This window comes from Nocardia sp. NBC_01730 (assembly GCF_035920445.1).
Taxonomy (GTDB): Bacteria; Actinomycetota; Actinomycetes; order Mycobacteriales; family Mycobacteriaceae; genus Nocardia.
On sequence record NZ_CP109162.1, the window covers coordinates 1,785,359 to 1,808,869 of the forward strand.

The window sequence follows — 23,511 nt, forward strand, 5'->3', positions numbered from 1 at the left end:
ACAGCCAATCGCCGAAGTGAACGCGGGAGCCGAACATGGACAATCGATCCAGTGTCGTCGCAGTCCCGGAGTCGGTGCGCACGGAATTGCGCCGTGGCGTGCGCAGCGTGCTGGTGGATGCCGCGGCGCTGCGCCTGGTACGTGATCGCTTCGACGACGATCAGGCAGGCTCGCTGCGCCGGTATCTCGAGGCCTCGCAATCGGCGAATACTTTGCGCGCTTACCGCACCGACTGGGTCGCCTGGTCGGCGTGGTGTACGACCGAGGGCAGGCAGGCACTGCCCGCCGATGCCCTCGACGTCGCCGTCTATCTGGCCGCAGCCGCCGACGCGCGCCGCGCCACCGGCGGATGGGCATTCAGCCCGGCGACTTTGGAACGCAAGTCGGCCGCCATCGCCGCGGTGCATGCCGCGAACGGGCTGCCGTCACCGACGCGTTCGGACGTCGTGCGCCTCACTCTGCGTGGTGTCCGCCGCACTCGCCGCACCCAGCCCGCACGCAAACGCCCCGTCCTCCTGCACACCCTCGACCAACTCCTGGCTGGACTTCCCGAACCGGGCTGGCCCACCGAACCTGCCCGCCGCCGGGATTCGCTCGCGCTGCTCATCGGTTTCGCCGGGGCGTTGCGCCGCAGCGAACTCGCCGGCCTGCGCATCGGCGACGTCTCGGTGACCCTCGATCACAGCACTGACGAGCCGGTCCTCCTGATCCGGCTGCCCGCCACCAAGACAGACCCTACCGGCGCCGCCGAACAACGCGTAGCACTCCCGCGCGGCCGCCGCCCCGCCACCTGCCCGGTCTGCACCCTGGCCGACTGGCTGCGTCTACGCGAAACCCATTCCACTGCAGGCACTCTCGGTGTACGCGCTTGGCTGGCCGACCTGCCCGCCATCGACCCCGGCATCCACCGCTGCCACGGCTACACCGGCACAGCCCTCGCCGACGGGGACCTTCCCCTCTTCCCCACCATCACCCGGCACGGCGCCATCTCCGACCGTCCGATGTCCGGCCGCGCCGTCGCCGAACTGGTCAAGCGGTATGCCGCCCGAGCCGGGTTCGACCCCGACCTCTTCTCCGGCCATTCACTGCGCGCGGGCTTCGCGACGCAGGCCGCGCTGGGCGGCGCCAGCGATCGGGAGATCATGCGCCAAGGCCGCTGGTCCAACCCGCGCACCGTCCACGGCTACATCCGCACCGCGAACCCTCTCGAAGACAACGCGGTGACCAAACTCGGGCTGTGAGCTCGCCTTTCGCGCAAAGTTGCTTCGACACACCGCTCGCGTCCCTGCGCGACGTCGACCATAGTCGGTGTTCCATCGACCCGGTCCGATCTATCCGGCCAAGAAAAAGGGAAAGGAGAGTACTTACTCCTTTCCACTCTCAACATATAGCGCACTGGGGGGCTTGTGGCAAGACCCGGGTAGTGCCGCAGAATTGCCCGGCCGAAGCCAGAACTCAAGGAAACGGGAGTCGTGAAGTGCGTGTGTTGTTGTCGACGTATGGGTCGCGCGGGGACGTCGAAACGTTGGCGGGACTCGCGGTGCGGTTGCGGGCACTCGGCCCGGATACGCCAATCGGCGCGGCAGACGAGGGTCCGACTCCGACCACCGAGTCCCTGTCCGCCGCGCTCGAGATCGCCTTGGTCCCCGAGACCGGTGCCCGCGCGGCTGCCGTGGCCGGCACGATCCGCACCGACGGGGCGACGGTGGCCGCGACGCTGCTGCTCGACGCGCTCACCCGAGAGAAGCCGCCAGTGTCCGCGTGAACCACGCGGCATCGTCGAGCCAGGGAAAGCGAGGGCATGTGTCAACTCAGGGGTACGAAGACGAATTGCGGTCCGAGCGCAGCTACGTGGCCGGGCTCTACACGCGGCTCGACGCCGAGCGACCGCGAGTGGAGGGTAGATACAACGCGGCGTTGCGGGGAAACGGCGGGTCACCCATGGAACGGGATGTCGAGGTACGCGCGCTGGCCAAAGAGGTGAAACGGCTGGATGTGGCCGACAGCGGGCTGTGTTTCGGACGGCTGGACACCCTTTCGGGCGAACATTCCTACATCGGCCGGATCGGCCTCTTCGACGAGGAGAACGAGTACGAACCGCTGTTGCTCGATTGGCGGGCACCGGCGGCGCGCGCGTTCTACGTCGCCACCGCCGCGACACCGGAGAATATGCGTCGGCGCCGCCAGTTCCACACACGCGGGCGACACGTGGTCGATTTCACCGACGAGGTACTCGGCCGCCCCGATGGTGGCGAGCGAGGGGACGCGGCCCTGCTCTCGGCGGTCAACGCCCCGCGCGGTGACGGGATGCACGACATCGTCGCGACGATCCAGGCCGAACAGGACGAGATAATCCGGTTCGATCACCCAGGGGTGCTGGTGATCGAGGGGGGCCCGGGAACCGGGAAGACGGTGGTGGCGCTGCACCGCGTCGCATACCTGCTCTACACCCAGCGGGAGCGGATGGAACGCCAGGGTGTGCTGGTGGTCGGGCCCAACCCGGCGTTCCTGAACCACATCGCCCACGTGCTGCCGTCGCTGGGCGAGACCAACGTGGTGTTCACGACCACCGGTGGCCTCGTGCCCGGGCTGCGCGTCACCGCCGAGGACACCCCGGAAGCCGCACGGCTCAAGGGTTCGCTGAAGATCCTGGATGTGCTCGCGGCGGCGGTCGCCGACCGGCAGCGGCTGCCGGAGCATCCGCTGCCGATCGAACTGTCGGACGTCACGGTCCGGATCGACGCCGAGACCGCGGAGTGGGCCAGGGAGGAGGCGCGCGCAAGCGGGCTGCCGCACAACGAAGCCCGCGCGGTGTTCCGCGAGATCGTCACATGGGTGCTCACCGAACGGGCGATAGCCCGCATCGGCCGGGGCTGGCTGACGCAGACGGACCGCGAAGCATGGGAGCAGCTGCGGGAGGACCTGCTCGAGGAGCTCGCGGACCACGACACGTTCACCGCCGCGCTCGACGAATTCTGGCCGATCCTGACGCCGGAAACAACACTGGCACAGCTGTACACGTCCCCCGAACGCTTGCGTGCGGCGGGCGCCGACCAGGCACTGTTGCGCGCCGATGGCGACGCCTGGACGGTGTCGGACGTGCCGCTGCTCGACGAACTGGTCGACCTGCTCGGCCGCGACAAGCTGGCCGATCAGGCCGCCGAGCGGGAACGGAAAGCCGAGGCCGAGTACGCCGCCGGCGTGCTGGACATCATGATCAGCCGCGAGGACCTGATGGACGACGAGGACCACCTGCTGGCCCAGGACATGCTCTACGCCGAAGACCTGGCGGGCCGCTTCCTCGAGCGCGACACCCGGGAACTCGCCGAACGCGCTGCCGCGGACCGGGACTGGACCTACCGGCACGTCGTGGTCGACGAGGCCCAAGAACTGTCCGAAATGGACTGGCGGGTGCTGATGCGGCGCTGCCCGGGCCGATCCTTCACAGTGGTCGGAGATCTCGCCCAACGCCGGTCGGCGGCCGGAGCGGCATCGTGGGACACGATGCTGGAGCCGTACGTGCCCCGCCGCTGGGTCTACCGGCCGCTGTCGGTGAACTACCGCACCCCGGCGGAGATCATGAACGTCGCCGCCGCGCTGCTCGCCGAGTTCGCACCGGAGGTCCGGCCACCGGAGTCGGTCCGCGCGTGCGGCGTCCAGCCCTGGTCCAGGCAGGTCAGCGAGGACGAACTGTCCACAGCCATCGAGGAATTCGTACAGGACGAAGCCGGTTGTGAAGGAACCAGCGTCGTGATCGGGCCACCAGGTGTGCCGGGCGCGGTGGTGGCCTCGGCGACGAAGGGCCTGGAGTTCGACGCCGTTCTGGTCGTGGAGCCAGAACGGATCCTCGCCGACGGCCCACGCGGTGCGGCCGAGCTCTATGTCGCTCTCACCCGCGCCACCCAACGCCTCGGCGTCCTACACCGGGGCCCATTGCCGCATGCCCTGACCGGACTCTCCGAAACCGGGACACCCACCCAGGCCGGGAATCAACGGTTGGCGTAGCGATTCGGGTGCGGTCGGCGCCGAGCCAGACCGTAACCAGACGATAGCGGGAACTCCAGGTAGCTGGAGTATTCAGGCGGGCCGCCAGGCCGCCCACATCCGGACACGAGACCAGGGTCGCCGTCGATAGTCATAGCGGGCAGGGAGGTTTCGATCAATCCGATAACGCAGATTTCGCTTGTCGCGGTTCCTTGTCGGGACGGAGCCCGCGCCAGGATGGGTGTCGAAGCCGGCCGTCGCTGGTCCATTCGGTGAATGAGACCTCGCCGACGACTCGGGGCTCGACCCAGATGGCATCAGGAACGTTGGTGTCGGCGGTCGGCGTTTCGCGCTGCAGAGGTTCGAGTCTCGCCTTCAGGTCGTCGAGCATCGCTTGGGTGAATCCAGTGCCGACGTTGCCGATATAGGTCAGTTTTCCGGCGTCGTCATAGATGCCCATGAGCAATGATCCAATTCGTCCTGCTCGGCGGCCGGCGCCAGGCCGCCAGCCGATGATGACGACTTCTTGATCGTCGACGTTTTTGACCTTGGTCCATAGTGGGCTGAGTCGTCCGGGGAGGTAGGCGCTGTCGAGGCGCTTGCAGACGATTCCTTCGAGGCCGAGCCCCTCGCGCACTCTCCGGCCGACGGACTGACTGCTCAAACGCAACACCCACATGACCGCACACGGCTTCTGCGGAGACAAGGCACAGCGCAGCCGCGAGATTGGCCCGCGACCCGCACCTGACTCTGAGCGACGTTCAGCTCGTCATGGGGCATGCGCACCTGTCCACCACCGAGATCTACCTGGCCCCCAACAAGGACGAGGTGATCGCCGGAGTCTTGGCTCACCACGCCCGCACCGCCGAACAGCGCGACAGGCCGATGCCCCCACCTCCCGCACCCGGTTACAACCCGCAGGCGCTGAGCGTGCTATTCGGGAGGACGTTGTGACCCTCAACGTCAAACACAGCACACGCAAGCCGCTGCCCGCCGTTGCCTCGGTTGCCGCCGAGCAACGCCTGCGGATTCGTCAGCTGCGCATCGAATTCCCAGCCCGATCGGCGGTGGAGTGGTGGCCGCACACCGCGGCGACCGTCGAGCAGGTGCTGCAGCGGTTGACCACCCCGCCGTTCGACGCCACAGCCAAAGGGACTCGGGCCGGGCGACGGCGTGGGGTGACCAAGATGCTGCGCTGGCTGTCGACGTTCCCGGGCGAAACCTGGCAGGACCGATGGCTGGCCAGCGGCGCCGAGGAGCGTCCGGGAGCGGAATGGGTTGCGCTGCCGATGGCCTGGCTGGCAGCGCACGGGACCGCGTCCTACGACTCGACCGATCTTCCGTCCGGCCTGCTGACGCTGAATCTGCGGCGACGTGCTGCGCCCCGGCTTGCCGTGGATGCTCACCCGCACCCACCGGTATCTGGCGACGGTGATGGCACAAGTCAGATCCAAACGGGTTCGCCAGGCTCGCCGAGTTGGCCGCCGCCGAACCGGCCAGCTCGGCGGCCGACGCGAAGATCGCGACGACCCTCATCGCCACGATCCTGGCGTGCAAGGGCGGCAGCGTCGCCGAGATCGTGGTTGGCGACTGCGTGGAACTGGTCGAGACCATGCGGCAGGTCCACACCCGCGGCGGCCAGAAGAAGGTCGACTTCTACCTGCGGCTGCGCTCCCTGGACATCTTCCCCGGCAACACGCCACACAGCATCCGCGCGTTCGGACTGCCGGAGGGCGGCTGACAATCGAGCAACTCGTCGACCGATACCGCATCCAGTGCCGACCAGTGCGGGATCTGCTCATCGACTACCTCCGCGAACGGCAGCCGTCGCTGGACTTCGCCAGCCTCGACGCGGTCTCGAGGACACTGGCCGGGTTGTTCTGGGCCCGCGTCGAGGCCCTCGCTCCGGGCATCGACACCCTGCGGCTTCCGCCGCAGGTGGTGCGCGCCTGGAAGGACGAGCTCGCCACCGTCGAACGCACCACGATCAGCCCCTCCGGCGACCGGGTGAAGGTGCCGGTGCCGCGGCTGAATCTTAAGGACGAGCTGATCCGGGTCCGGGCGCTCTACCTCGACATCGCCCACTGGGCCGTCGAGGATCCCACCCGCTGGGCATCGTGGGTCGCGCCCTGCCCGATCACCGACGCCGAAGTGCAGAAGGCCGACCGGCAAACGACGCAACCTGTCATACGAGGAAGATGACGCGTTCTGGGCGTTCGCCACCATCGAGGTCCTGCGGCTGCCTGGCACCGGCGAATTGGTGCCGCTGCTGCAGATCGCCCATCCAAGACCGACACCGAACGGATGCTGCTGGTCAGCCCCGAGCTGGCCGACATCCTCAGCGCCATCATCCAACGTTTGCGCGGCCCGGACGGCTCCATCGCGCTGGTCGTCTCTTACGACATCAGGGAACGGATCTGGAACCCGCCGATGCCGGTGCTGTTCCAACGCGGCATCGGCAACGAGCGGCGCGCGTTCACGCCTTCGGCGATCCGCAAACTGCTGATCAACGCGCTCACCGCGACCGCGCTCACCGACGCTGTCGGTAATCCACTGATATTCCAGGCCCACGATTTCCGGAGGATCTTGGCCACCGACGCCATCATGAACGGCCTGCCACCACACATTGCACAGGTCATCTGCGGGCACAAGACGATTGACACGACGATGGGTTACAAGGCCATCTACCCGGCCGAGACGATCGAGGCCCATCGAGCCTTCATCGCCCGCCGCCGAGCCACCCGACCTAGCGAAGAATACCGCACACCGACCGACACGGAATGGGACGCGTTCCTCGCGCATTTCGAGAAGAGGAAGGTGTCGGTCGGCACCTGCGCCCGAGCATTCGCCACGCCCTGCGTCCATGAACACGCTTGTGTGAGGTGCTCGCTCCTGAGACCGGACCCCACTCAACGAGCCAGGCTCGAAGAAATCCACGACAACCTCGAAGCCCGCATCATCGAGGCCAAACGCGAAGGCTGGCTCGGCGAAGTCGAAGGACTCCAAGTCAGCTACAGCGGCGTCAAGGACAAGCTGGCCCAGATCGACGCCACGCTCCAGCGCACCGCAACCGTGACCGCACTCGGCATGCCCGACTTCAGCTCCGTCTCCGGAAGGGCTTTTGCCCCATGAGAATTAACTTCAGAAGGGCAGCGAGTGATGGACCAGCCCAACCAGCCCAGCGTCAGGTTGTGGGGCACCGGCAACGGACTATGGTTCCCGCTGTGACCGAATCCTCCGTCTTGCACAACACCAGGACTGCCTACGACGCCGTTGCCTCCCTCTACGCCGAGCTTTTCAGTAACGTGCTCGAGACCTTACCGCTGGAACGTGCGCTGCTGGCCGCGTTCGCCGAACTCGTGCAGGCCCACAATGCCGGACCGGTCGCCGACATCGGATGTGGCCCCGGCCACGTGACCGCACACTTGAACGCGCTCGGGCCGACCACCTTCGGCATCGATCTGTCCTCCGAGATGGTCGCCCTGGCCCGCCGAGGCCATCCGGAACTGCGGTTCGACGAGGGGTCAATGACCGCCCTGGAACTCCCCGACGGAGTTCTCGGCGGCATTCTCGCGTTCTACTCCACCATCCACACACCACCGCAGCAACTGCCAGTCGTGTTCACCGAGTTCCAGCGAGTGCTGGCGCCGGGCGGCCACCTGCTGCTCGGATTCTTCGCCGGCGACGACCCGCTGCCGCAGGAATTCGACCACAAAGTCACGCTCGCCTATCGATGGTCGCCAGACAGTCTCGCGGAACTGTTGCGCCAGGCCGGGTTCGTCGAGGTCGCCCGGATGCTGCGCGAGCCTCACGAAAACGAGCGGCAGTTCCAACAGGCCCAACTGCTGGTTCGCAAGCCCCAGAAGCACTGATCGCCCCGCCAGGCCGTCATCGGCGACTGTCCTCTCGAGCTTTGACGAGGCACTCACGCACCCACCCCCGCAATCGAATTGGCCACAATGGACGGTGAGTTAGTTCAGAGAAGCTTGTTTGCGCTGCCCAATGCTCGCGATAAACCCGAAAATGCTGCTCCAGCTCGACGAGATCGAGGACGACCTGCTGGCCCGACGCACCCGCGCTCAGCACGAGGCTTGGCTCGGCGAAGTTGAGGGCATCGACCTCACGCTCACCTTCCTCCAGCAGAAACAGCAGGAGACCGAGCGCCTTGCCCGCGTCGCGCCAGTCGAGCTCGGCATGCAAAGCCCTCAGCCCACATCAGTGACCAAGCGAGAATGAGGATATGTATCGCTTGCAAGCGGTGATCGCTGCCGAACACGTACTCAGCAATCTGGTCGGCGCTTTCGACGACGCGCGCATCGTTTCCCTGGGTCAGTGCCTGTCCCTGCTGCCGATAACCGACGCGCTCTTCGACGCAGTCACGGTCGCCGGGACTCCCCAGCTCGACGGGTTCTGGAAGGCGCCCGAGCATTCGGATCGCCCTGCGTTCATGAGCACGCTTGTGTGAGTGTTCGCTCCTGCGACCGGACCCTGCGCAACGCACCAGGCTCGAAGAGATCCGCGACAACCTCGAAGCCCGAATCATCGAGGCCAAACGTGAAGGCTGGCTCGGCGAAGTCGAAGGACTCCAAGTCAGTTACAGCGGCGCCAAGGGCAAGCTGGCCCAGATCGACGCCACGCTCCGGCACACCGAAGCAGCGACCGAACTCGGCATACCGGCGTTCGGCTCCATCCCCGGAAGAACTTCTGCCCCATGAGAATTAAGTTCAGAGAAGCCGTAGCGGCTCAACCGCGGCTGTCCTTCACGACCCTGTTGGCGGCGGAATCCGGCGCGCTGTTTCTTCGGACTAACTTGGCTGCTCGGTCGAGAGCGGGTCATTTCCTTCACCGGCCGCCTATCGGGCCTCTGGTGCGGTTTGCCACTCGAGGATCGCGGCGGCGACATCAGCGGCTGCGTCCTCCTGGAGGTAGTGGCCCGCACCGTTGAGGATGACGGTCCTGTGGTTGGGGAAGGTCGCCTCCCATCGGCGGCGTTCGGCGTCGCGGAAGGCCACATCCTGGTCGGCCCACACAATCAGCGCCGGCCGGTCCGCGAGACCGGGCAACGCCGCCGCGATATCGGCGAGAAACTGCTTGCTAGCGAGGATTTCACGGGGAAACACGTGCATAGGATGCCGTGACTGCGGGGTGGGGAACGGGCCGCGGTAAGCGGCCATCACCGCGTCGGGGAGTTGCTTGCGTTTGACTCCACTGGGAATGATGCGTTCGACGAAGAAATTGTGCTGCCGGATCAGGTAGCCGCCGATCGGACCGCCAATTGTCCGGGCGACGAACTGGGTAGGCAGATCGGATTTCGGCCACGCCCAGGTGTTGCCGATGACGAAGGCCGCGAATCGGTCTGGGTGACGGGCGGCAACGGCGAAGCCGATCGGACCGCCCCAGTCCTGCACCATCAGCGTCACCTCGGTGAGGTCCAGGTGCAGTAGCAGCCCCTCGATTACGTCGGCGTGCTCAGCAGGGGTGTAGCCGTAACCGGGGTGCGCCGTAGACAGCCCGAAGCCTGGGTAGTCCGGTGCGATGCAGCGAAACCGGTCCCGCAGCCCCGTGATGATGTCGCGGTACAGGAACGACCAGGTCGGGTTGCCGTGCAGCAACAGCAGCAGCGGGCCGGTGCCCTCGTCCACGTAATGCACTCTCGCGCCATCGATGTCGGCGTAGTGATCGGCGAACGGGTACAGCTCCTCCGACAGCCACCCCGGCCTTTCCGCGCTGTTGTCACTCACCACGATCTCCCTTTCGTTCTGGTTCGTTGTTTGCGTATCCGCGCGGCGACTGCCTGGCCATTGTGCTCGAGCGCCACGGCAATCCAGAAATGCAACTGCGCATCGGCGGCGATCACGTCCGTGGCGACGCTGACCCAGCCCAGACCCATGGCCCGCCCGGATCCCATCTCCGCCTTCCCCACGCCAGGCAGTGCCGTCAGCTCGCGGTTCCACTCCGGGGCAACGCGGACCAGTAGGTCACCGCTCGCCTGCGCGGCCACCAGCATCTTGTCGTTCACCATGAACGACAAGGCCCCGAACATCGGCACCTCGCGGACCGCCGGTACGGCGGTCAGTGCCACCCGGATGCGTTCGGCCAGTGCGCTATTGGTGCCCACGGTTACTGCGTCGGTGGTGCGAAGGACAACCTGTCGAAGACCAGCACGCTCGCGACGATTCTTCCGTCGCGGACGGTGAAGTATTCGGCGGCCGGTGCGGTGCTGGTCGTCGCCGTGTGTGGGTAGTAGAACAGTGCTACCCGCTCGCCGTCGGCGAAGCTGGCGACATCGGTGAGTCCGGTCAGGTTGGGTGCGAACCCGGCCAGGAAGGCCCGGTAGGTGTCTTTGCCGGTAAGGTCGCCCCCCGGTGCGTGGCACACGATGCCGTCCGCCACGTGCGTCATGGCCGCGTCAATATCTCCACTGGTCCAGGCCCGGTGGTATTCCAGGACGGCCTGTTCGGCGGCGGAATCGGATGTCATACAACTATTCCTTCGCGATTGAGTCGGATACCGGCTAGATGCGATGTTCGATCGGCACCCAATCGTCTTCTCCGGCGTCGCCTCCCGGTGCGGCGATGCGAAGGCGGGACAGGAAGTGCGTCCACCCGTCAGCGTGGCCAGGCAGGCTGAGGGGTGGCAGCTGCGAATGCACTAGGTCGACGCGAGTGCCCTGCGCGGTCGGGGTGAGGGTGAACTCCACCGTGGAAGCTCCCGGTGGCAAGTCGGTGCTTCCCGCATGGCCCCAGGAGACCACCACCCGGTGCGGCCGCTCGACCCTCAGATATTCCCCTCGGATCGGGTGGCCGGCGATATCGACCTCGAATGTGCCCCCGGCCTGCGGGTCGAGCGTGGCGTGCTGGCCCATCCACGCAGTCATTCCTGTTTCGGTTACCAGGTAGTCGAACACCGCGTCAGGTGCTGCCTCGATCTCAATCGACGTCGCGTATTCAGCCATCGTTGCCACCATCGCGGAACTCGACAGCGGCCTTGAGCGCCGCGAGCTTTGCCGGCCAGAAGTCATCCAGGTACGCGCGTACCGCTGCCAGCCCCTCGGTATTCACCGCGAACAAATGACGAGTGCCATCGCGGGTACTGCTGGCCAGCCCGGCCGCACGCAGCACCCCAAGGTGATGCGATGTCGTTTGTTGAGACAGCCCGACTTCCTCAGCGATCTGCCCAACGGCGCGTGGGCCGGTCCGGACCGCCGCCAGAATGGCCCGGCGATTCACGTCCGCCAGCGCACGCAGCGCCTGGTCAAGGTCTCGGGCGGGCTCCGCTTGCATGGGACTCCTGTGGGTAACGGATTGACACCACCGTAGCACAAATATCTATTTGTACTCATGTCTGCGCGTACTTGCGCGGGGATCGCCGCAACTGCCCGCCCGTTCGCCCCGGCTATCGCTAGTTCAGAGAAGCCTGCGTGCGCTGCCCGTTCCTGCGCTTGGACCGCGCCCAGCTGCCGCGCCTGGACGACATGGCCGCCAACGCCCGCGACCGGCTCGACCACGCCCGCGACAAACAGTGGCTCGGCGAGGTCGACGCCCTGCAACAGACCCTGCGCCACATCGACACCAAACGCCGACAGCTCGATCCGACACCACGCTGAGCACCGGAATGCGGCGCGACGAGACCAGCGCCGCAGCCACCCAGAAATCATGTTGGCCGCTAGTACGCTGAGATGATGGTGCGTGTACCGGCACCGATGCTGGCCACCGCAGGTAGCCCGCCTGATCCCTCCCTGAAATGGGTTTATGAGATGAAATGGGACGGGCAGCGGGCCGTAGCGCGCTGCGATGCCGATGGTTGCCGGTTGTGGAGCCGGAACCTGCGCGAGGCCACCGAGTTCTACCCCGACCTCGTCGAAGCCTTGTCGGCGGCCACTGCCGGCCTCGGTGACGGCCTGGTCCTCGACGGCGAGATCGTCGCCCCAGATCCGGCCACCGGCGCCCCGGACTTCGCCCGCCTGCAGCAGCGCATGCACGCCAAGCCCAGCACCGCGTTGCTCGCCGCGGTCCGCGTCGACTACGTCGTGTTCGACGTGCTGTTCGCCGACGGCATTTCGACGATGGACCAGCCCTACCTTGCCCGTCGGGAGATCCTCGACGGCCTCGACCTCGAGGGCGGGCTGATCCGGGTGCCGCCGTTCTGGACCGAGATCGACCCCGATCATCTGCTGGTGACCGCCGAACAGGCGGGGTTGGAAGGGATTGTGAGCAAGCGCGCCGATTCGGTGTATCGACCCGATTCACGCAGCCGCGCCTGGATCAAATCAGCCCTGCGTCGTACAACCGAGGCAGTGATCGCGGCCTGGCTGCCCGGCAACGGCGCTTTCGCCGATACGTTCGGATCGCTGGTGCTGGCCGCCCACGACAACAGCCCAGTGCTGCAGTACATCGGCTCTGTCGGAACGGGATTCAACAGCGCTGATCGCCGTGCACTGCGGGCCAAGCTCGATGCCATCGCCCGACCGACCAGCCCGCTAGTCGCTCTGCCAACCGCGATAGCGAAGGCCGCACGTTACGTCGAGACAGTCCTGATCGCCGACGTCGAATACCGCGAATTCACTGCAGACGGGGTACTACGTCATCCCAGCTACCGTGGCCTGCGACTCGACCGCTCGCCCACCGAGATCACGATCCCGATGTGCTAGATGCAACACCGAGTGCGGGGCAGAGTGGCTGCTGAGCAAGTTGTTCGGGATGAACCTCCGATCGCGCTCATAGGGCGGTCGGGTTGGGCGAAGCCCGCTTGGTCGATGCCGTGCCCGCCGGCCTTGTTCCATAGGGATCGGCGCCAGGCGTCGGCAATGGCTTCGTCAGCGGATTCTGCGTCGCGATCCTGGTCGCGAACCAGGGGCCTGAGGTCGGTCTCGTCATTGGCGAACAGACAGTCGCGGACCATGCCGTCGGCGGTGAGTCGCACGCGATCGCAGTCGCCGCAGAAGGGACGAGTGACCGAGGCGATCAATCCGATGGTGCCGGCCCGCCGTCGACGAGCCACCGTTCGGCGGGGTCGTGGTGGCGGGGGCGCGGGTCCGCGGTGAGGGTGTACCGGCGTCGCAGCCGGGTCAAGACCTCGTCGGCGGTGATCATTGCTGATCGGTGCGGTGGCGGTGGTGTGACCGCAGTGAATGACAGTGCCCTCGGCGGTAAGGATCTGACCGTCGGTGGCTACCGATCGGATGTAGTTGACCTTCAGTTCCAGGGTGGTGTAGCCGAGGCCGGCGGGCAGGGTGGTGTGCACCGCGCAGCCCATCGCCGAGTCCAACATGGTGGCGGCGATGCCGCCGTGGACGGTTCCAAGTGGATTGGCGAAGTCGGGGACGGTGCTCAGGGTGAAGCCCACGCGGCCGCGTTCGACCTCGGTCAGCTCCATGCCCAACAGGTGCCCGATCGAGGGAACATCATGTGGGCGAACGGTTTTGATCCATTGCATCAGTTCCAAGCCGGACAGGGCAGCGATGTCGGTGCTGGTCACCGGAGCACTCCCGCGGTCGACGAGGTCATCTCGGTGGTGGTCACCGGCTCGATGCGGGCTGGGACGTTCTTGTGCCACGGGGCGCCGGAGATGGGGTCGCGGCGGCGGGCATCGGTGAGCTGGTTGAGCGCGACCCCGACCATGGCACCGTCGTCGCTGTGGTCGAGTCCGAAGCCGTTGGGCAGGGCCGCGTGCCCGGCCTGCATGCGCTCGTCGATCTCGACCGAGGCCAGTGCGGAGGTGCGTTCGGTGACGACTCGAGCCTGGTCACCATTGCCGAGTCCGACCGCCTCGGCGTCGGGCGGCTGATTCGAGGGCGCCGTCGGTGTCGCGCAACCGCCAACGGTCGTCGTGGATGATCGTGTTTGCGGTGAACGGACGCCGTTGCCCCGCGGCAAGGACGACAGGGAATTCTGCACTGGTCTGCTCTGCGGTGCTCGGATCGAGCTCGTCGAGGATGCTCAGCAGTGCAGGGATCGCGAGCGGGAACCGTTTGTCGGGATGGGGCAGGTAGTCCCAGGCGTCGTCTTGGCGGTCCTCGGTGAAGACCACCCCGGATCGTCCCGCCACGATGGCATCGAACAACGCGTCAGCGTTGGCGTGCCCGGCTCGTCGCATCGCGTCGGGATAGGTGCGGGCCGTCCGTTGAGCCAGCGCCCACAGCACTGCGGCGGCACACGCGTTGTCGGGCAGGGTCGGGCCCAGCGTTTCGTACAACAGGAACGGCGCCATCGCCAGGTTCTTCTTGTCCATCACGACCAAGGCCGCGAACGCTGTCCGGAACGGTGTACGGCCCCACCTGGCCGCGGCTCGCAGCACGGCCAGTGGCACAGGTTTGACCGCGTGCAACTGCCTGGTCAGCCGTGCGTAGATCTCAGGTTCGGGCAGCGTGCCCGGCAACGGGTCCAGTACCGGCGCGCGCAGGTGGCAGCTGTTGCGGGGGAACTCGAAGTTGAAGAAGGTCGCCTCGTACTTCTCGTACGGGGAGGCCGCGGGCAGGACATAGTCGGCCAGGCGCGCGGTCTCGGTCATGGTGACGTCGATGACGACGACGAACTCGAGCTCCTGCAGCGCCCGGCGGAACATCTGCGAATCGGCCAATGAGTGTGCGGAGTTGGAGGATTCGATCAGGATCGCCCGGAAGCGGTCTGGATGCTCTGTCACGATTTCTTCGGCGATGACGTTGCACGACACCAGGCCCGCGGGCATCGATGCGCCGGTGACCGGGGTGCTGCGCATGCGTGTCGAGTAGTCGCCGAGTGGAAACATCCACGTATGCGGCTGCATCGCACCCCTTTTGCGAAGTTGCCGGTGACCAGCCAGATCAGCTTGTTCAGGTAGGAGATCAGGGTGCTGTTGGGGCTTTGCTGCACGCCGAGGTCCTCATAGGTCGACACGCTCGCCGCGGTGCCGATGCGGGTGGCTGCGCGACGCAGTAGTTGTTCGTCGACTCCGCACACTGCGGCGTGGGCACTGATGTCGATGGCGCGCACCGACGCGGCGACCACGTCGAAGTCACGGGTGTGTTCGGCCAGGAAACGGTGATCGAGGAGGTCCTGCTCGACCAGGATCGCCGACAGGCACCAGGCGTCGGTGCCGGGTTTGACCTGCAGGTGGAAGTCGGCGAGGTCGGCGGTTTCGGTGCGGATCGGATCGATGACGATCATGCTGCGAGCCGGGTCTTTGCCGATTTCCTTGAGCACGGTGCGGGCTCGGGCGACGCCATGGCTCTGGAAAGGGTTCTTGCCGATGAACACCAACACTTCGGCGCGCTCGAAGTCGCCGTGGGTCTGACCGCCGGTGAAGTGTGCGTCGACCCAGGCCTCACCGGTCTTCTCCTGGACCAGCGGATTAGAGCGGTACCGCGAGCCCAGCGCTTTGAGAAACGGGCCGGCATAGGCGCCGCCGAGGTGGTTGCCCTGACCGCTGCCGCCATAGAAGAAGATCTTGTCCCCGCCGTGGGTATTGCGCACCGCGGCGAACCGTTGTGCGACCTCGGCGATCGCGGTGTCCCAGTCCACGGGGGTGAAAGAGCCGTCGGCTTCCCGCCGCAACGGGGTGGTCAAGCGCTGACTGCCGTTTTGGTAGTGGTCTAGGCGCAGCGCCTTGTTGCAGGTGTAGCCGTGGGTGGACACATGGTCCTTGTCCCCACGGATTTTTCGGAAGGTCCGCTGCCCTTCGGCGGTGAGGATCTGCACCCCGCAGTTGTTCTCGCACAGGATGCACGCCGATTTGTGCCAGGTGCCGTCTTCGGTATCCGTGCCGGGGGGCATGGTGAGGCTCACCTTCTTCTCGGATGGCGGATAGCGGGGATGTGAGCGAGAGCAACCCGGCCAGGATTGCCGTGAACTCTCCGGCCCGGCGGCCGGTTGAGCAGTGCGGACTCAGACTTCGGTAGCCGGTGCAAGACGCCAAATATAAGAGCACATGCTCCATAATTGAACCAGAGCACGTGCTCTAATTCTCGAGTGAGCAACGTCACCGGGTCCATGTCGACGCAGCACGAGGCGCTGAGCTGGGAAAATGTCACCCCGAGCGCGCCATAGGGCAATTATAGAGCGAGTGCTCTGTTATGCTCCGATCATGCCTCGCCCTCGCGTACATGCCCTGGATCCGCTCATGGATGCCGCCGCACAGCTGGCAGTCGACTCCGGACCCGCTGCGGTCACTGTCCGCGCGCTCTCGGAGGTCACCTCCGTGTCCAACGGCGTGATCTATCACGCCTTCGGCTCCCGCGCCGGGCTGATGGGGCGGGTCTGGCTGCGCGCCGCGCAGCGATTTCTGACTCTGCAGCGCGAGGCGGTCGATCGTGCGCTGGCCGCGGGCAGATCCCACGAAGACGCCATCGAGGCGGTCGTCGCCGCTGCCGACACACCCGCCGAATTCCTCATCCAGCAACCGGTCTCAGGGCGTTTCCTGCTGACCGTGCCTCGCCGGGAACTCCTCGGTTCCAGCGAGATCCCCGACGACATCGCCGAGGAGTTACGCCGGCTCGATCAGACCCTGGCCGAGCTGTTCGTGAATCTATCGCGCGGCGTGTTCGACCGCGCCGACCGTGAGGCCGTGGCCGTCATCCGCGATTGCGTGGTGGAACTGCCCACCGCGCTGCTGCTGCGAGGCCGCCGAAACCCCGATCCCGCAGTGCGCCAACGCCTCGCAGCCGCGGTCCGCGCGGTACTGGCCCAACCTCTCCCCGCCACCACCCCCACCACAACGAAGTGAAGGAAACACCATGACCGCGAACCTGCACTACCAGGACAAGATCGCCGTGCTGACCCTCGGAGCCGACGAGAACCGTTTCTCCCCGGACTGGCTCGACACCTCGACGCCGTCGGGCGCGACGCTCGAGGCTTGGTCACCACCGGCAGCGGGAAGTTCTACTCCAACGGCCTGGATCTGGACTGGCTCATGGCCAACGGCGATCGCGCCGAGTGGTACGTCGGCCGCGTCCGGGAACTGTTCGCCCGCATCCTGACTTTTCTGCTGCCCACCATCGCCGCGGTCAACGGCCACACCTTCGGCGCAGGCGCGATGCTGGCCATCGCCCACGACTATCGCGTGATGCGGGAAGACCGCGGCTACTACTGCTTCCCCGAGGTCGACATCAACGTCCCCTTCACCCCCGGCATGGCCGCCCTCATCCAGGCCAAGCTCAGCTCCCAAGCGGCAGTGACCGCCATGACCACCGGGCACCGTTTCAGCGGCCCGGACGCGTTAACCGCCAGCCTCGTCGACGCCACCGCCCCCGAGACCGAGGTCCTCACGACCGCCATCGACCGGATCACCCCCATCCTCGACAAGAACCCGGCAAGGCTGGCCGCCATCAAAACCACCATGTACAGCGCCGTCACCGCAACCCTGCGCTGATACAGCTCGAACCGATCACAACCAAAGGAGGTCAATCGATGACCACCACCCAGGCCCCAGCGGCCGGCGCCAACCTCGCTCTGTGGAACACGCTGCAACGCTTGCCATTCGGCAACTGGCTGTTCACCCAGGCACTGTGCCTGAAAGCCCCCTACTTCCGCAGCGTGCACCCGCTGATCCTCGAGCTGCGACCCGGCCTGTGCCGAGTCAGCGCACCCAACCGGCGCAGCGTCCACAACCACCTCGGCAGCTACCACGCCATTGCATCGTGCAACATGGCCGAACTCGCCGGCGGCATGATGACCGACGCCACCATTCCCGCCACCCACCGGTGGATACCGGTCGGCATGACGGTCGAATACAAGTCCAAGTCCACCACCGCCGTGACCTCGGTCGCTCGCCTCGACCCCATTCCCGAGTTCGGCGACGACCCCACCGAACTCGTCGTCCCGGTCGATGTCCTCGACGCCGACGGCAACGCCTTCGTCACCGCACGGATCACCATGCACGTCTCCAAGAAACGGTAGGGCCCGCGCCGCCTTACCTCTGCACGCCATCGAAATCGGGCCACCTCAACGACTCATCGCGGTTGCGCAGTTCGCGGATGGCGCACGTAGACGTTCAGCTGGGCAACCAGCTGGACGTCTCACAAGTGAACCGTCCAGCAAGGAACTTCCCACGACATGGAACGGTGTTGGCAATGCCCTGAATTATACCGAGCGGTCCGCCCTTTTGGCTGGCGGGCGGAGCGCGGCGATCACCGCGACCCCGGTCAGTGACCGTGTTCGTTCGATCGCCGCGTGTCAGTCGGGGAGTCCCCATCGAACGCAAACGCTGTCACCAGCCCAGACTCCGACGTCCATCAACTACCCCCCAGAACGAATGATCTGTTCGATATTGCGCTCAGCCAGCGCGCTGATCGTCAACGACGGGTTCACTGTTCCGGTGCTGCCGGGCACAGCCGCCCCGTCCATCACGTACAGGCCTCGATAACCACACACCCGACCGTAGCCGTCCGTCGCGCGTCCGATCACTGCGCCGCCCAACGGATGCGAGGTGATCGAGGCGTCCCCGCCCAAGTCTGGTGGGGCGATGGACAGGCAGCGGCAGTCCGCCTTGTCGTTGACTTCCTGCGCTCGCGCGAGATAGCCGACAGCGCCGTCTTCGGGCCACTGCAGGTCCACCCGACCGTCGGTCGGGTTGTACACGAACCGGCCGCGGGTGTCGTCGAGCACTATGCCCAGCGATCCGAGGATGCCGATGTCGCAGGGCGACGCGCCGGGGATGTACCAGTTCTCCAGCGACACAGGTGTGCCTGTTTCGTCCAGAATCCGGCTCGCGGACGGGGCGCCCTGCGTGCCCACATCAAGCGAGCTGAGCGGCCGCGCCAAGGCGACATCGCCGTTGCTGCCCCAGCCTTCGCCGATGTGCTCGTTCAGGTTCGGCAGCGCCCCGATCGCCCGCGCGCGCACCAGCAGCTCGGAGGTGCCGATGGAGCCCGCACCGAGAAACAGCGTGTCGCAGGTCAGCGTCCGGGTGCGGAGCGCCTCGCCGGTAGGTGCCAGCTTGGTCACGGTGACCGTGTAGCGACCCGACTCCCCCGGTTCCTTGGCGATGGCGTCCACGCGGTGGCCGGGGTAGATCCGGGCAAAGCCGGTGTCCTCGGCAGAGCGCAGGTAGTTCTGGTTCAAATCGAACTTCGCGCCGTTGGAATTGCCGAGGTTCGAACAGCCGACCGTCGCCGACGGCCTCGATCGCAGGGCCAGCTCGTCGCGGATGACGTTCCAGTTCCAAACGCCGTCGATGCGCTGCGGCGTATAACCGGCCGCGCGGACCTGATCGTCCCAGGCCCGCGAGTGCGCGAACGCGACGGAGTGATAGATGTCGTCCGGCATCGGGCTCAACCGCAACGTCTTTCGGACCTTGGGGTAGTAGATGTCATGCATCTCGCGGTAGTCGACCACACCGCGGAACACATGGTCGAAGAACCGCTGCTCCGGCTCGATCATCACCCCGGTGAACACCACCGAGCCACCACCCACACACGCGCCACGCCACACGTCGATGCCTGGGTAACTGGAGACGTCGAGGACCCCGCCGAATGGATCGACCGACACGGGGATCCTAGTCGCGCCGGTGAAGGTGGTGCGATGCCAGAAGCCGCGGCCATCCGGAACCGTGTCGGCGGCGAAGATGTCGCGCCACGGATCATTCGGCCAGCGCGACCCGCGCTCGAGCACCGTGACCTGGGTCCCGGACTGCGCCAGGCGCAGCGCGGTGATCGACGCCCCGAACCCCGATCCGATGACGATCGCAGGCACATGGTCGGCCGGATCCGGCAGCGGTGCGAAGATCTCCGGGACCAGCAAGCGGTACATCGACGACCTCGAGCTCAGGCCGTAATCTTCGGCCCGCGCCGTAGACGTGGCCGTCGCAAGCGTGCTTCCACCTGCAAGACTCAGCAGCACAGCAGCCAGGCTGGCACCCTTGACGAAACCGCGCCTGTCCATCGTGCCCGTCACCTGATCTGAACGCCGCTCCATCACATCCCTATCCCTCTTCGTGAGCGTCCGGAAACTCGGGTTACGCGGGGGCAGGTCCTCAGGACATGGCGATGATCATTGCCATGTGCATCGTTGGTGCTTGCTGCTCCAGGCAAAGGTCCTGTCGGCCACCTTACCTGCGTACCGGCGCCACGAAGCCGCGTTCGACCACCGTGACAACCATGCCCAGCGCCTTCCGGCCCCGGACCACCAACATCGCCGACGACGGCTAGCTCAAGAATAACTAGCCGACCGCGAGGGGCCGGGACCGGCCAGGTGAGGTGCCCGGTTCCCTCCGGACAGTGACCCCTCGTAGGGTTGGTTACTCGAAGTGAGAGGGAAACGGGTCGTGGGTCATCAGAGGAGAAAGTACTCGCCCGAATATAAGGACGAGGCAGTGAAGATGGTGCTGGAGAATCCGGGACGTCCGATCGCGTCGATCGCGCGGGATCTCGGAATTCATGAGGCGACGTTGGGCAATTGGGTGTCTCGGTATCGGGAAAGGAATCCGGGCGCGGAGGAACCGTTGACGGTTTCGGAGCGGGCTCGGTTGCGGGAGTTGGAGCGGGAGAATCGCGAGCTGCGCATGAAGGCTGAGTTTTTGGAAAAAGCGGCCGCCTTCTTCGCGAGCCGCCAGCAGTGAGATATACATTCATCGCAGAGATGGACGCGGAGAAGGCGTATCCGGTTGCCTTCATGTGCACGAATCTGAATGTGTCGAGATCGGGGTACTACGAATGGTGTTCCCGTCCGGTGTCGGAGACCGAGAAATGGCGTGAAGATCTGAAACTGATGATCCGGGCAATCTTCGACGACAGTCACGGCACCTACGGGTATCGGCGCATCCATGCGGTGCTGGTGGCCTCGGGCTACGCCGTGGACGACGATACCGTCCGCCGGCTGATGCGTGAGCTTGATCTGGTGCCCTGCCAGCCGAAACCGTGGCGGCCGGCGACCACCGAGGCCGACATCAACCACCGAATCCCCGACCTCGTACGCCGCGACTTCACCGCCGAAGCGCCGGGCGAGAAATTCGTCTCCGATGTCACCTATATTCGAACACAGGAAGGCTGGATCTATTTGGCGACCGTGATCGATTGTTACACGAAAATGGTGGCAGGCTGGTCCATGGCCGACCATTACCGAACCTCGCTGATCGAGGACGCGCTCGACATGGCGCTCGCCCGGTGACCTCCCGCATCCAGTCCGATGGCCTTCCCATAACACCCTCCGTGACCTCGGGTGTTGCGTCCACCGGTTGAGCCTGAGAACTACACCAGCTACGATTTCGGCAAGAAGCTGAGGAGCATGGACATGCGTCAATCCGTCGGCCGCACTGGCGTGTGCTGGGATAACTGCATGGCCGAATCGTTCTTCGGTGCCCTGAAGAATGAGTGGCTACACCGCGTGACGTTCCTCACCCGCGGCCAGGCACGGCGCGCAGTTGTAGAATACATCGAGACATTCTACAATCGGAAACGAATCCACTCGGGGATCAACTACAAGACCCCGATACAGGTTCATGCCGATTATCTGAATCGGCAGGCAGCAGCATGAAATAGCCCTTCAGGGTACTGTCCGGAATCCGCCGGGCCCCTCAAGGTCCCAGTCGAGGAAGGCAACGGGCTGAAGCACGTTGCCTTCGTTGCGATACAAGTCTGAGCGGAATACTTCAGGCAGGCTCCTCCTGCTCCACGACCCGGACGAGGCTCCGCGCTCGGAGGAAAAACTCAGGATGTCGGACCTCTTACCCCTCGCGGTAACGGCGCGTTATCCCGCAGCGAGAACGCGTGTTTCTCCGCAGCTGTCGGCGAGTGCGGACAGCACGGCAGAGCATCCGGCGTCGACGATCAGCGCGTCACCGCGAGTGCGGCCGCGGTTGACGATCACCACGGGGCGCCCCTGCGCGGCGGCGCGCCGGACGAACCGCAGCCCCGACATCACGGTCAGCGACGAGCCGGTGCCCGCGCCTACTACGACAAACATCGCGCCCGCGGCCTGGACCACCACCCGGCACTACGCCAACTCGCCAACCGCCTCGTCGGAATCCTGCACGGTTGCCTCAAAACCCGCACCACCTACGACGAGGCCACCGCCTGGTCTCCGTCCGCCGAAAATTCGGCCGCTGCTTGACGTCCAAGCCCCTGGGATGTCTTTTTCGCTCGCACCGACGCCGCGTCGATCACCGCCCGCGACCAGTCGATCAAGCCTTTGCTACCCAACTCGTCGAGCACCGCGCGGTGTAATCGCCGCCAGAGACCGGCCTCGGTCCAGACAGTGAACCGGCGATGCGCCGTCGGGACAGTGACCCCGAACGACGGCGGCAGCATCCGCCACGCACAACCGCTGGTCAGCACGAACACCACCGCGGCGAACACGGCCCGCTCATCGACCGGCGCGGTGCCACCCCCCTGCGGGCGAGCCTCGAACTTCGGCAACAAAGGCTCGGCCAGCGCCCACAACCCATCCGGGACCAGACGTTGCGACAAATCATCGACCACGACCAGACATCATGCGGCACAACCGGTTACGACACACATCGAACGAATTGCAACGACATGAGACACGGTCTAAACGTCCCACCACCAGGCGATGGCGGGCACCGGCAGCGGGTCCGGGTTGAGGTCGCTGGGGGTGTCGGACCACGGGAGGTCCGCGGTGGGGCTGTTGGGGGAGAAATAGCGGGTGGCGATGGAGCCGAAAACGAGGTTTCCGGCGACTAGCGCATCCAGAACTATGAAATAGCGTCGCAGCTCGGCGCTGCCGTCGGGGAGGAGCTGGGTGCGTAGGGCCAGGTAGCGGGAGAAGCATCGGTCACGGACCGCGACGGCAGCGGCCAGTGCTTCGGGGAAGGAGAGGGAGGGGTTCTCACGTTGGATCATGGTGATGATGTCGGGGCTGCCTTCGTCCAGGCGCACGGATTTGGCGAAGGAGAACCGGTCGTTGTCGAGTGAAGCTGTCAGGATTGCCGCCTCGCAGGCGGCGCGGACTGCGGGCTGGTCACGCTCTTGGCTCGGAAGTTCCAGGCCGAGTGCGACTTCGCCCATGGCTGCGCCGTTTTCGCCGCCGACGGCTCCGGCTCGCAGCCGCAGGTAGGCGTCGAGGTCTGCTGGGTATCCGAGGCTGCGCTGCGATACCTCGGTCAGATTGCCGAACATCCATTGCCGAAAGGAGTCGCTCAAGCGCCGCATCAGGGTTGGGCTCGTGTGCCGCGCGATGCAGGTGGTGAGGTCGCGTCCAGCGTCGAGAAAGGGGTCATGGCCCCATGGTTGGCTTGCGGGCACCTCGACTACCCGCGTCAGCCGGGTCAGCAGTTGAGTGAGTTCGGGCAGCCGTTCGGTGTATGGCCGAGTCTCGCAGATGTCGTCGAGGTAGAAGCCCCACGCGCCGTATCGGCAGAGGTACTCGAGCACCTCCGGGCGGGCGTAGTGGTAGGCGCACACGGTGAAGCCGACCCCGGCGGTGGCCAGCAACGTGGCCTGCCTGACATCGCGGGCGAAGCCGAATTTCCGGACCCACGTCACGGTGCTGTCGATCAGGGCATCCATCGGGCCCAACGTCGGTCTCGGCAGGGGGCAGAAGATGGCGGGAGATCCTGGCGCGTAGGCGTTCATCTCGGTTGGCATGTGGTGGCGGACCG

The 23,511-nt window shown here is 65.8% G+C and carries 23 protein-coding genes and 8 pseudogenes; 18 read left to right on the forward strand and 13 right to left on the reverse strand.

Features of this window, described 5'->3' with window-relative positions; translation table 11 throughout:
• Window positions 1-35 precede the first annotated feature (35 nt).
• From OHB12_RS07335 to helR, 3 genes are all read left to right on the forward strand, one after another.
• A complete protein-coding gene (locus OHB12_RS07335; RefSeq protein WP_327117379.1) occupies window positions 36-1,241 on the forward strand; it encodes a site-specific integrase in 1,206 nt (401 codons plus the stop codon).
• 236 nt (window positions 1,242-1,477) lie between these two features.
• The gene (locus OHB12_RS07340) at window positions 1,478-1,765 is read left to right on the forward strand and encodes a hypothetical protein (RefSeq protein ID WP_442799985.1); all 288 of its coding nucleotides are present in this window, start codon (window positions 1,478-1,480) and stop codon (window positions 1,763-1,765) included.
• Between the two features lie 38 nt (window positions 1,766-1,803).
• Window positions 1,804-4,005 (forward strand): RNA polymerase recycling motor ATPase HelR, encoded by a 2,202-nt coding sequence (helR, locus tag OHB12_RS07345; RefSeq protein WP_327117381.1) that lies wholly within the window; start codon window positions 1,804-1,806, stop codon window positions 4,003-4,005.
• A gap of 154 nt (window positions 4,006-4,159) precedes the next feature.
• Here helR and OHB12_RS07350 read toward each other — a convergent pair whose 3' ends face one another.
• Window positions 4,160-4,621: an ATP dependent DNA ligase gene (locus OHB12_RS07350; protein WP_327117383.1), complete on the reverse strand. Its 462-nt coding sequence runs from the start codon at window positions 4,619-4,621 to the stop codon at window positions 4,160-4,162.
• A 134-nt stretch (window positions 4,622-4,755) separates the two neighbouring features.
• On the opposite strand from OHB12_RS07350, the gene OHB12_RS07355 reads away from it, so the two are divergent.
• From OHB12_RS07355 to OHB12_RS07390, 8 genes are all read left to right on the forward strand, one after another.
• Window positions 4,756-4,938, forward strand: a complete 183-nt coding sequence (locus tag OHB12_RS07355; RefSeq protein ID WP_327117385.1) for a hypothetical protein — start codon at window positions 4,756-4,758, stop codon at window positions 4,936-4,938.
• Between the two features lie 523 nt (window positions 4,939-5,461).
• On the forward strand, window positions 5,462-5,725 hold the full coding sequence (locus OHB12_RS07360; RefSeq protein ID WP_327117387.1) for a hypothetical protein: 264 nt from the start codon (window positions 5,462-5,464) through the stop codon (window positions 5,723-5,725).
• A gap of 44 nt (window positions 5,726-5,769) precedes the next feature.
• Window positions 5,770-6,186 (forward strand): hypothetical protein, encoded by a 417-nt coding sequence (locus OHB12_RS07365; protein WP_327117389.1) that lies wholly within the window; start codon window positions 5,770-5,772, stop codon window positions 6,184-6,186.
• Window positions 6,187-6,288: 102 nt separating this feature from the next.
• A complete protein-coding gene (locus tag OHB12_RS07370) occupies window positions 6,289-7,116 on the forward strand; it encodes a tyrosine-type recombinase/integrase (RefSeq protein ID WP_327117391.1) in 828 nt (275 codons plus the stop codon).
• Between the two features lie 92 nt (window positions 7,117-7,208).
• Entirely contained in the window at window positions 7,209-7,856 is a 648-nt protein-coding gene (locus OHB12_RS07375) for a class I SAM-dependent DNA methyltransferase (protein WP_327117393.1), read from the forward strand.
• Window positions 7,857-8,007: 151 nt separating this feature from the next.
• Window positions 8,008-8,220 (forward strand): hypothetical protein, encoded by a 213-nt coding sequence (locus OHB12_RS07380; RefSeq protein ID WP_327117395.1) that lies wholly within the window; start codon window positions 8,008-8,010, stop codon window positions 8,218-8,220.
• Window positions 8,221-8,224: 4 nt separating this feature from the next.
• Window positions 8,225-8,449, forward strand: coding sequence for a hypothetical protein (locus OHB12_RS07385; protein ID WP_327117397.1), 225 nt, complete (start codon window positions 8,225-8,227; stop codon window positions 8,447-8,449).
• Window positions 8,442-8,699, forward strand: a complete 258-nt coding sequence (locus OHB12_RS07390) for a hypothetical protein (protein ID WP_327117399.1) — start codon at window positions 8,442-8,444, stop codon at window positions 8,697-8,699. The genes OHB12_RS07385 and OHB12_RS07390 overlap by 8 nt, the downstream gene beginning before the upstream one ends.
• 138 nt (window positions 8,700-8,837) lie before the next feature.
• Here OHB12_RS07390 and OHB12_RS07395 read toward each other — a convergent pair whose 3' ends face one another.
• The 5 genes from OHB12_RS07395 to OHB12_RS07415 are packed head-to-tail and all read right to left on the reverse strand — an operon-like array spanning window position 8,838 to window position 11,267.
• Window positions 8,838-9,725 (reverse strand): alpha/beta fold hydrolase, encoded by an 888-nt coding sequence (locus OHB12_RS07395; protein ID WP_327117401.1) that lies wholly within the window; start codon window positions 9,723-9,725, stop codon window positions 8,838-8,840.
• Window positions 9,722-10,102 (reverse strand): TfoX/Sxy family protein, encoded by a 381-nt coding sequence (locus OHB12_RS07400; RefSeq protein ID WP_327117403.1) that lies wholly within the window; start codon window positions 10,100-10,102, stop codon window positions 9,722-9,724. Before OHB12_RS07400 ends, OHB12_RS07395 begins: the two co-directional genes overlap by 4 nt.
• Window positions 10,103-10,104: 2 nt before the next feature.
• The gene (locus OHB12_RS07405; RefSeq protein WP_327117405.1) at window positions 10,105-10,464 is read right to left on the reverse strand and encodes a nuclear transport factor 2 family protein; all 360 of its coding nucleotides are present in this window, start codon (window positions 10,462-10,464) and stop codon (window positions 10,105-10,107) included.
• Window positions 10,465-10,498: 34 nt separating this feature from the next.
• Complete coding sequence (locus OHB12_RS07410) at window positions 10,499-10,939, reverse strand: SRPBCC family protein (RefSeq protein ID WP_327117407.1); 441 nt, start codon at window positions 10,937-10,939, stop codon at window positions 10,499-10,501.
• Entirely contained in the window at window positions 10,932-11,267 is a 336-nt protein-coding gene (locus OHB12_RS07415; protein WP_327117409.1) for an ArsR/SmtB family transcription factor, read from the reverse strand. Before OHB12_RS07415 ends, OHB12_RS07410 begins: the two co-directional genes overlap by 8 nt.
• Before the next feature lie 137 nt (window positions 11,268-11,404).
• Here OHB12_RS07415 and OHB12_RS07420 point away from each other — a divergent pair, with 137 nt between their 5' ends.
• Window positions 11,405-11,590, forward strand: coding sequence for a hypothetical protein (locus OHB12_RS07420; protein ID WP_327117411.1), 186 nt, complete (start codon window positions 11,405-11,407; stop codon window positions 11,588-11,590).
• Window positions 11,591-11,662: 72 nt separating this feature from the next.
• Entirely contained in the window at window positions 11,663-12,634 is a 972-nt protein-coding gene (locus tag OHB12_RS07425; RefSeq protein ID WP_327117413.1) for an ATP-dependent DNA ligase, read from the forward strand.
• Here OHB12_RS07425 and OHB12_RS36180 read toward each other — a convergent pair.
• The 3 pseudogenes from OHB12_RS36180 to OHB12_RS07435 form a co-directional block, all read right to left on the reverse strand.
• A pseudogene (locus tag OHB12_RS36180) lies at window positions 12,631-13,085 on the reverse strand (hypothetical protein); the annotation flags it as partial. The gene OHB12_RS07425 and the pseudogene OHB12_RS36180 overlap by 4 nt on opposite strands.
• Before the next feature lies 1 nt (window position 13,086).
• Window positions 13,087-13,419: pseudogene (locus tag OHB12_RS36185) on the reverse strand (PaaI family thioesterase); the annotation flags it as partial.
• Window positions 13,420-13,457: 38 nt separating this feature from the next.
• Window positions 13,458-15,734 (reverse strand): annotated as a pseudogene (locus tag OHB12_RS07435) (molybdopterin-dependent oxidoreductase).
• Window positions 15,735-16,044: 310 nt separating this feature from the next.
• Here OHB12_RS07435 and OHB12_RS07440 point away from each other — a divergent pair.
• The 3 genes and pseudogenes from OHB12_RS07440 (at window position 16,045) to OHB12_RS07450 (ending at window position 17,855) form a co-directional block, all read left to right on the forward strand.
• Complete coding sequence (locus tag OHB12_RS07440) at window positions 16,045-16,683, forward strand: TetR/AcrR family transcriptional regulator (protein ID WP_327117415.1); 639 nt, start codon at window positions 16,045-16,047, stop codon at window positions 16,681-16,683.
• 10 nt (window positions 16,684-16,693) lie between these two features.
• Window positions 16,694-17,328: pseudogene (locus OHB12_RS07445) on the forward strand (enoyl-CoA hydratase/isomerase family protein).
• Window positions 17,329-17,366: 38 nt separating this feature from the next.
• Window positions 17,367-17,855 carry a hotdog fold domain-containing protein gene (locus OHB12_RS07450; RefSeq protein ID WP_327117417.1) on the forward strand — a complete coding sequence of 163 codons (489 nt, stop codon included), beginning with the start codon at window positions 17,367-17,369 and terminating at the stop codon, window positions 17,853-17,855.
• A gap of 339 nt (window positions 17,856-18,194) precedes the next feature.
• Here OHB12_RS07450 and OHB12_RS07455 read toward each other — a convergent pair whose 3' ends face one another.
• A complete protein-coding gene (locus OHB12_RS07455) occupies window positions 18,195-19,838 on the reverse strand; it encodes a GMC oxidoreductase (protein WP_327117419.1) in 1,644 nt (547 codons plus the stop codon).
• Window positions 19,839-20,220: 382 nt separating this feature from the next.
• Between OHB12_RS07455 and OHB12_RS07460 the strand changes: the two are divergent.
• Window positions 20,221-21,428, forward strand: a pseudogene (locus OHB12_RS07460) (IS3 family transposase).
• Window positions 21,429-21,641: 213 nt separating this feature from the next.
• Here the strand turns inward: OHB12_RS07460 and OHB12_RS07465 are convergent.
• Window positions 21,642-21,878, reverse strand: a pseudogene (locus OHB12_RS07465) (NAD-dependent deacetylase); the annotation flags it as partial.
• On the opposite strand from OHB12_RS07465, the pseudogene OHB12_RS07470 reads away from it, so the two are divergent.
• Window positions 21,831-22,004: pseudogene (locus OHB12_RS07470) on the forward strand (IS110 family transposase); the annotation flags it as partial. The pseudogenes OHB12_RS07465 and OHB12_RS07470 sit on opposite strands and share 48 nt — an antisense overlap.
• A gap of 20 nt (window positions 22,005-22,024) precedes the next feature.
• Here OHB12_RS07470 and OHB12_RS07475 read toward each other — a convergent pair.
• Both OHB12_RS07475 and OHB12_RS07480 read right to left on the reverse strand, forming a co-directional pair.
• Window positions 22,025-22,372, reverse strand: a pseudogene (locus tag OHB12_RS07475) (transposase); the annotation flags it as partial.
• Between the two features lie 69 nt (window positions 22,373-22,441).
• Window positions 22,442-23,419, reverse strand: coding sequence for a terpene synthase family protein (locus OHB12_RS07480; protein WP_327117421.1), 978 nt, complete (start codon window positions 23,417-23,419; stop codon window positions 22,442-22,444).
• Between the last annotated feature and the right edge of the window lie 92 nt (window positions 23,420-23,511).

Bases quoted from the DNA above. Each gene is read 5' to 3' on its own strand.
- OHB12_RS07455 (WP_327117419.1), bottom strand. From the start codon at position 19,838: ATGGACAGGCGCGGTTTCGTCAAGGGTGCCAGCCTGGCTGCTGTGCTG.
- OHB12_RS07355 (WP_327117385.1), top strand. From the start codon at position 4,756: ATGGGGCATGCGCACCTGTCCACCACCGAGATCTACCTGGCCCCCAAC.
- OHB12_RS07405 (WP_327117405.1), bottom strand. From the start codon at position 10,464: ATGACATCCGATTCCGCCGCCGAACAGGCCGTCCTGGAATACCACCGG.
- OHB12_RS07450 (WP_327117417.1), top strand. From the start codon at position 17,367: ATGACCACCACCCAGGCCCCAGCGGCCGGCGCCAACCTCGCTCTGTGG.
- OHB12_RS07335 (WP_327117379.1), top strand. From the start codon at position 36: ATGGACAATCGATCCAGTGTCGTCGCAGTCCCGGAGTCGGTGCGCACG.
- OHB12_RS07370 (WP_327117391.1), top strand. From the start codon at position 6,289: ATGCTGCTGGTCAGCCCCGAGCTGGCCGACATCCTCAGCGCCATCATC.
- OHB12_RS07380 (WP_327117395.1), top strand. From the start codon at position 8,008: ATGCTGCTCCAGCTCGACGAGATCGAGGACGACCTGCTGGCCCGACGC.
- OHB12_RS07415 (WP_327117409.1), bottom strand. From the start codon at position 11,267: ATGCAAGCGGAGCCCGCCCGAGACCTTGACCAGGCGCTGCGTGCGCTG.
- OHB12_RS07480 (WP_327117421.1), bottom strand. From the start codon at position 23,419: ATGGATGCCCTGATCGACAGCACCGTGACGTGGGTCCGGAAATTCGGC.
- OHB12_RS07440 (WP_327117415.1), top strand. From the start codon at position 16,045: ATGCCTCGCCCTCGCGTACATGCCCTGGATCCGCTCATGGATGCCGCC.
- OHB12_RS07385 (WP_327117397.1), top strand. From the start codon at position 8,225: ATGTATCGCTTGCAAGCGGTGATCGCTGCCGAACACGTACTCAGCAAT.
- OHB12_RS07425 (WP_327117413.1), top strand. From the start codon at position 11,663: ATGATGGTGCGTGTACCGGCACCGATGCTGGCCACCGCAGGTAGCCCG.
- OHB12_RS07410 (WP_327117407.1), bottom strand. From the start codon at position 10,939: ATGGCTGAATACGCGACGTCGATTGAGATCGAGGCAGCACCTGACGCG.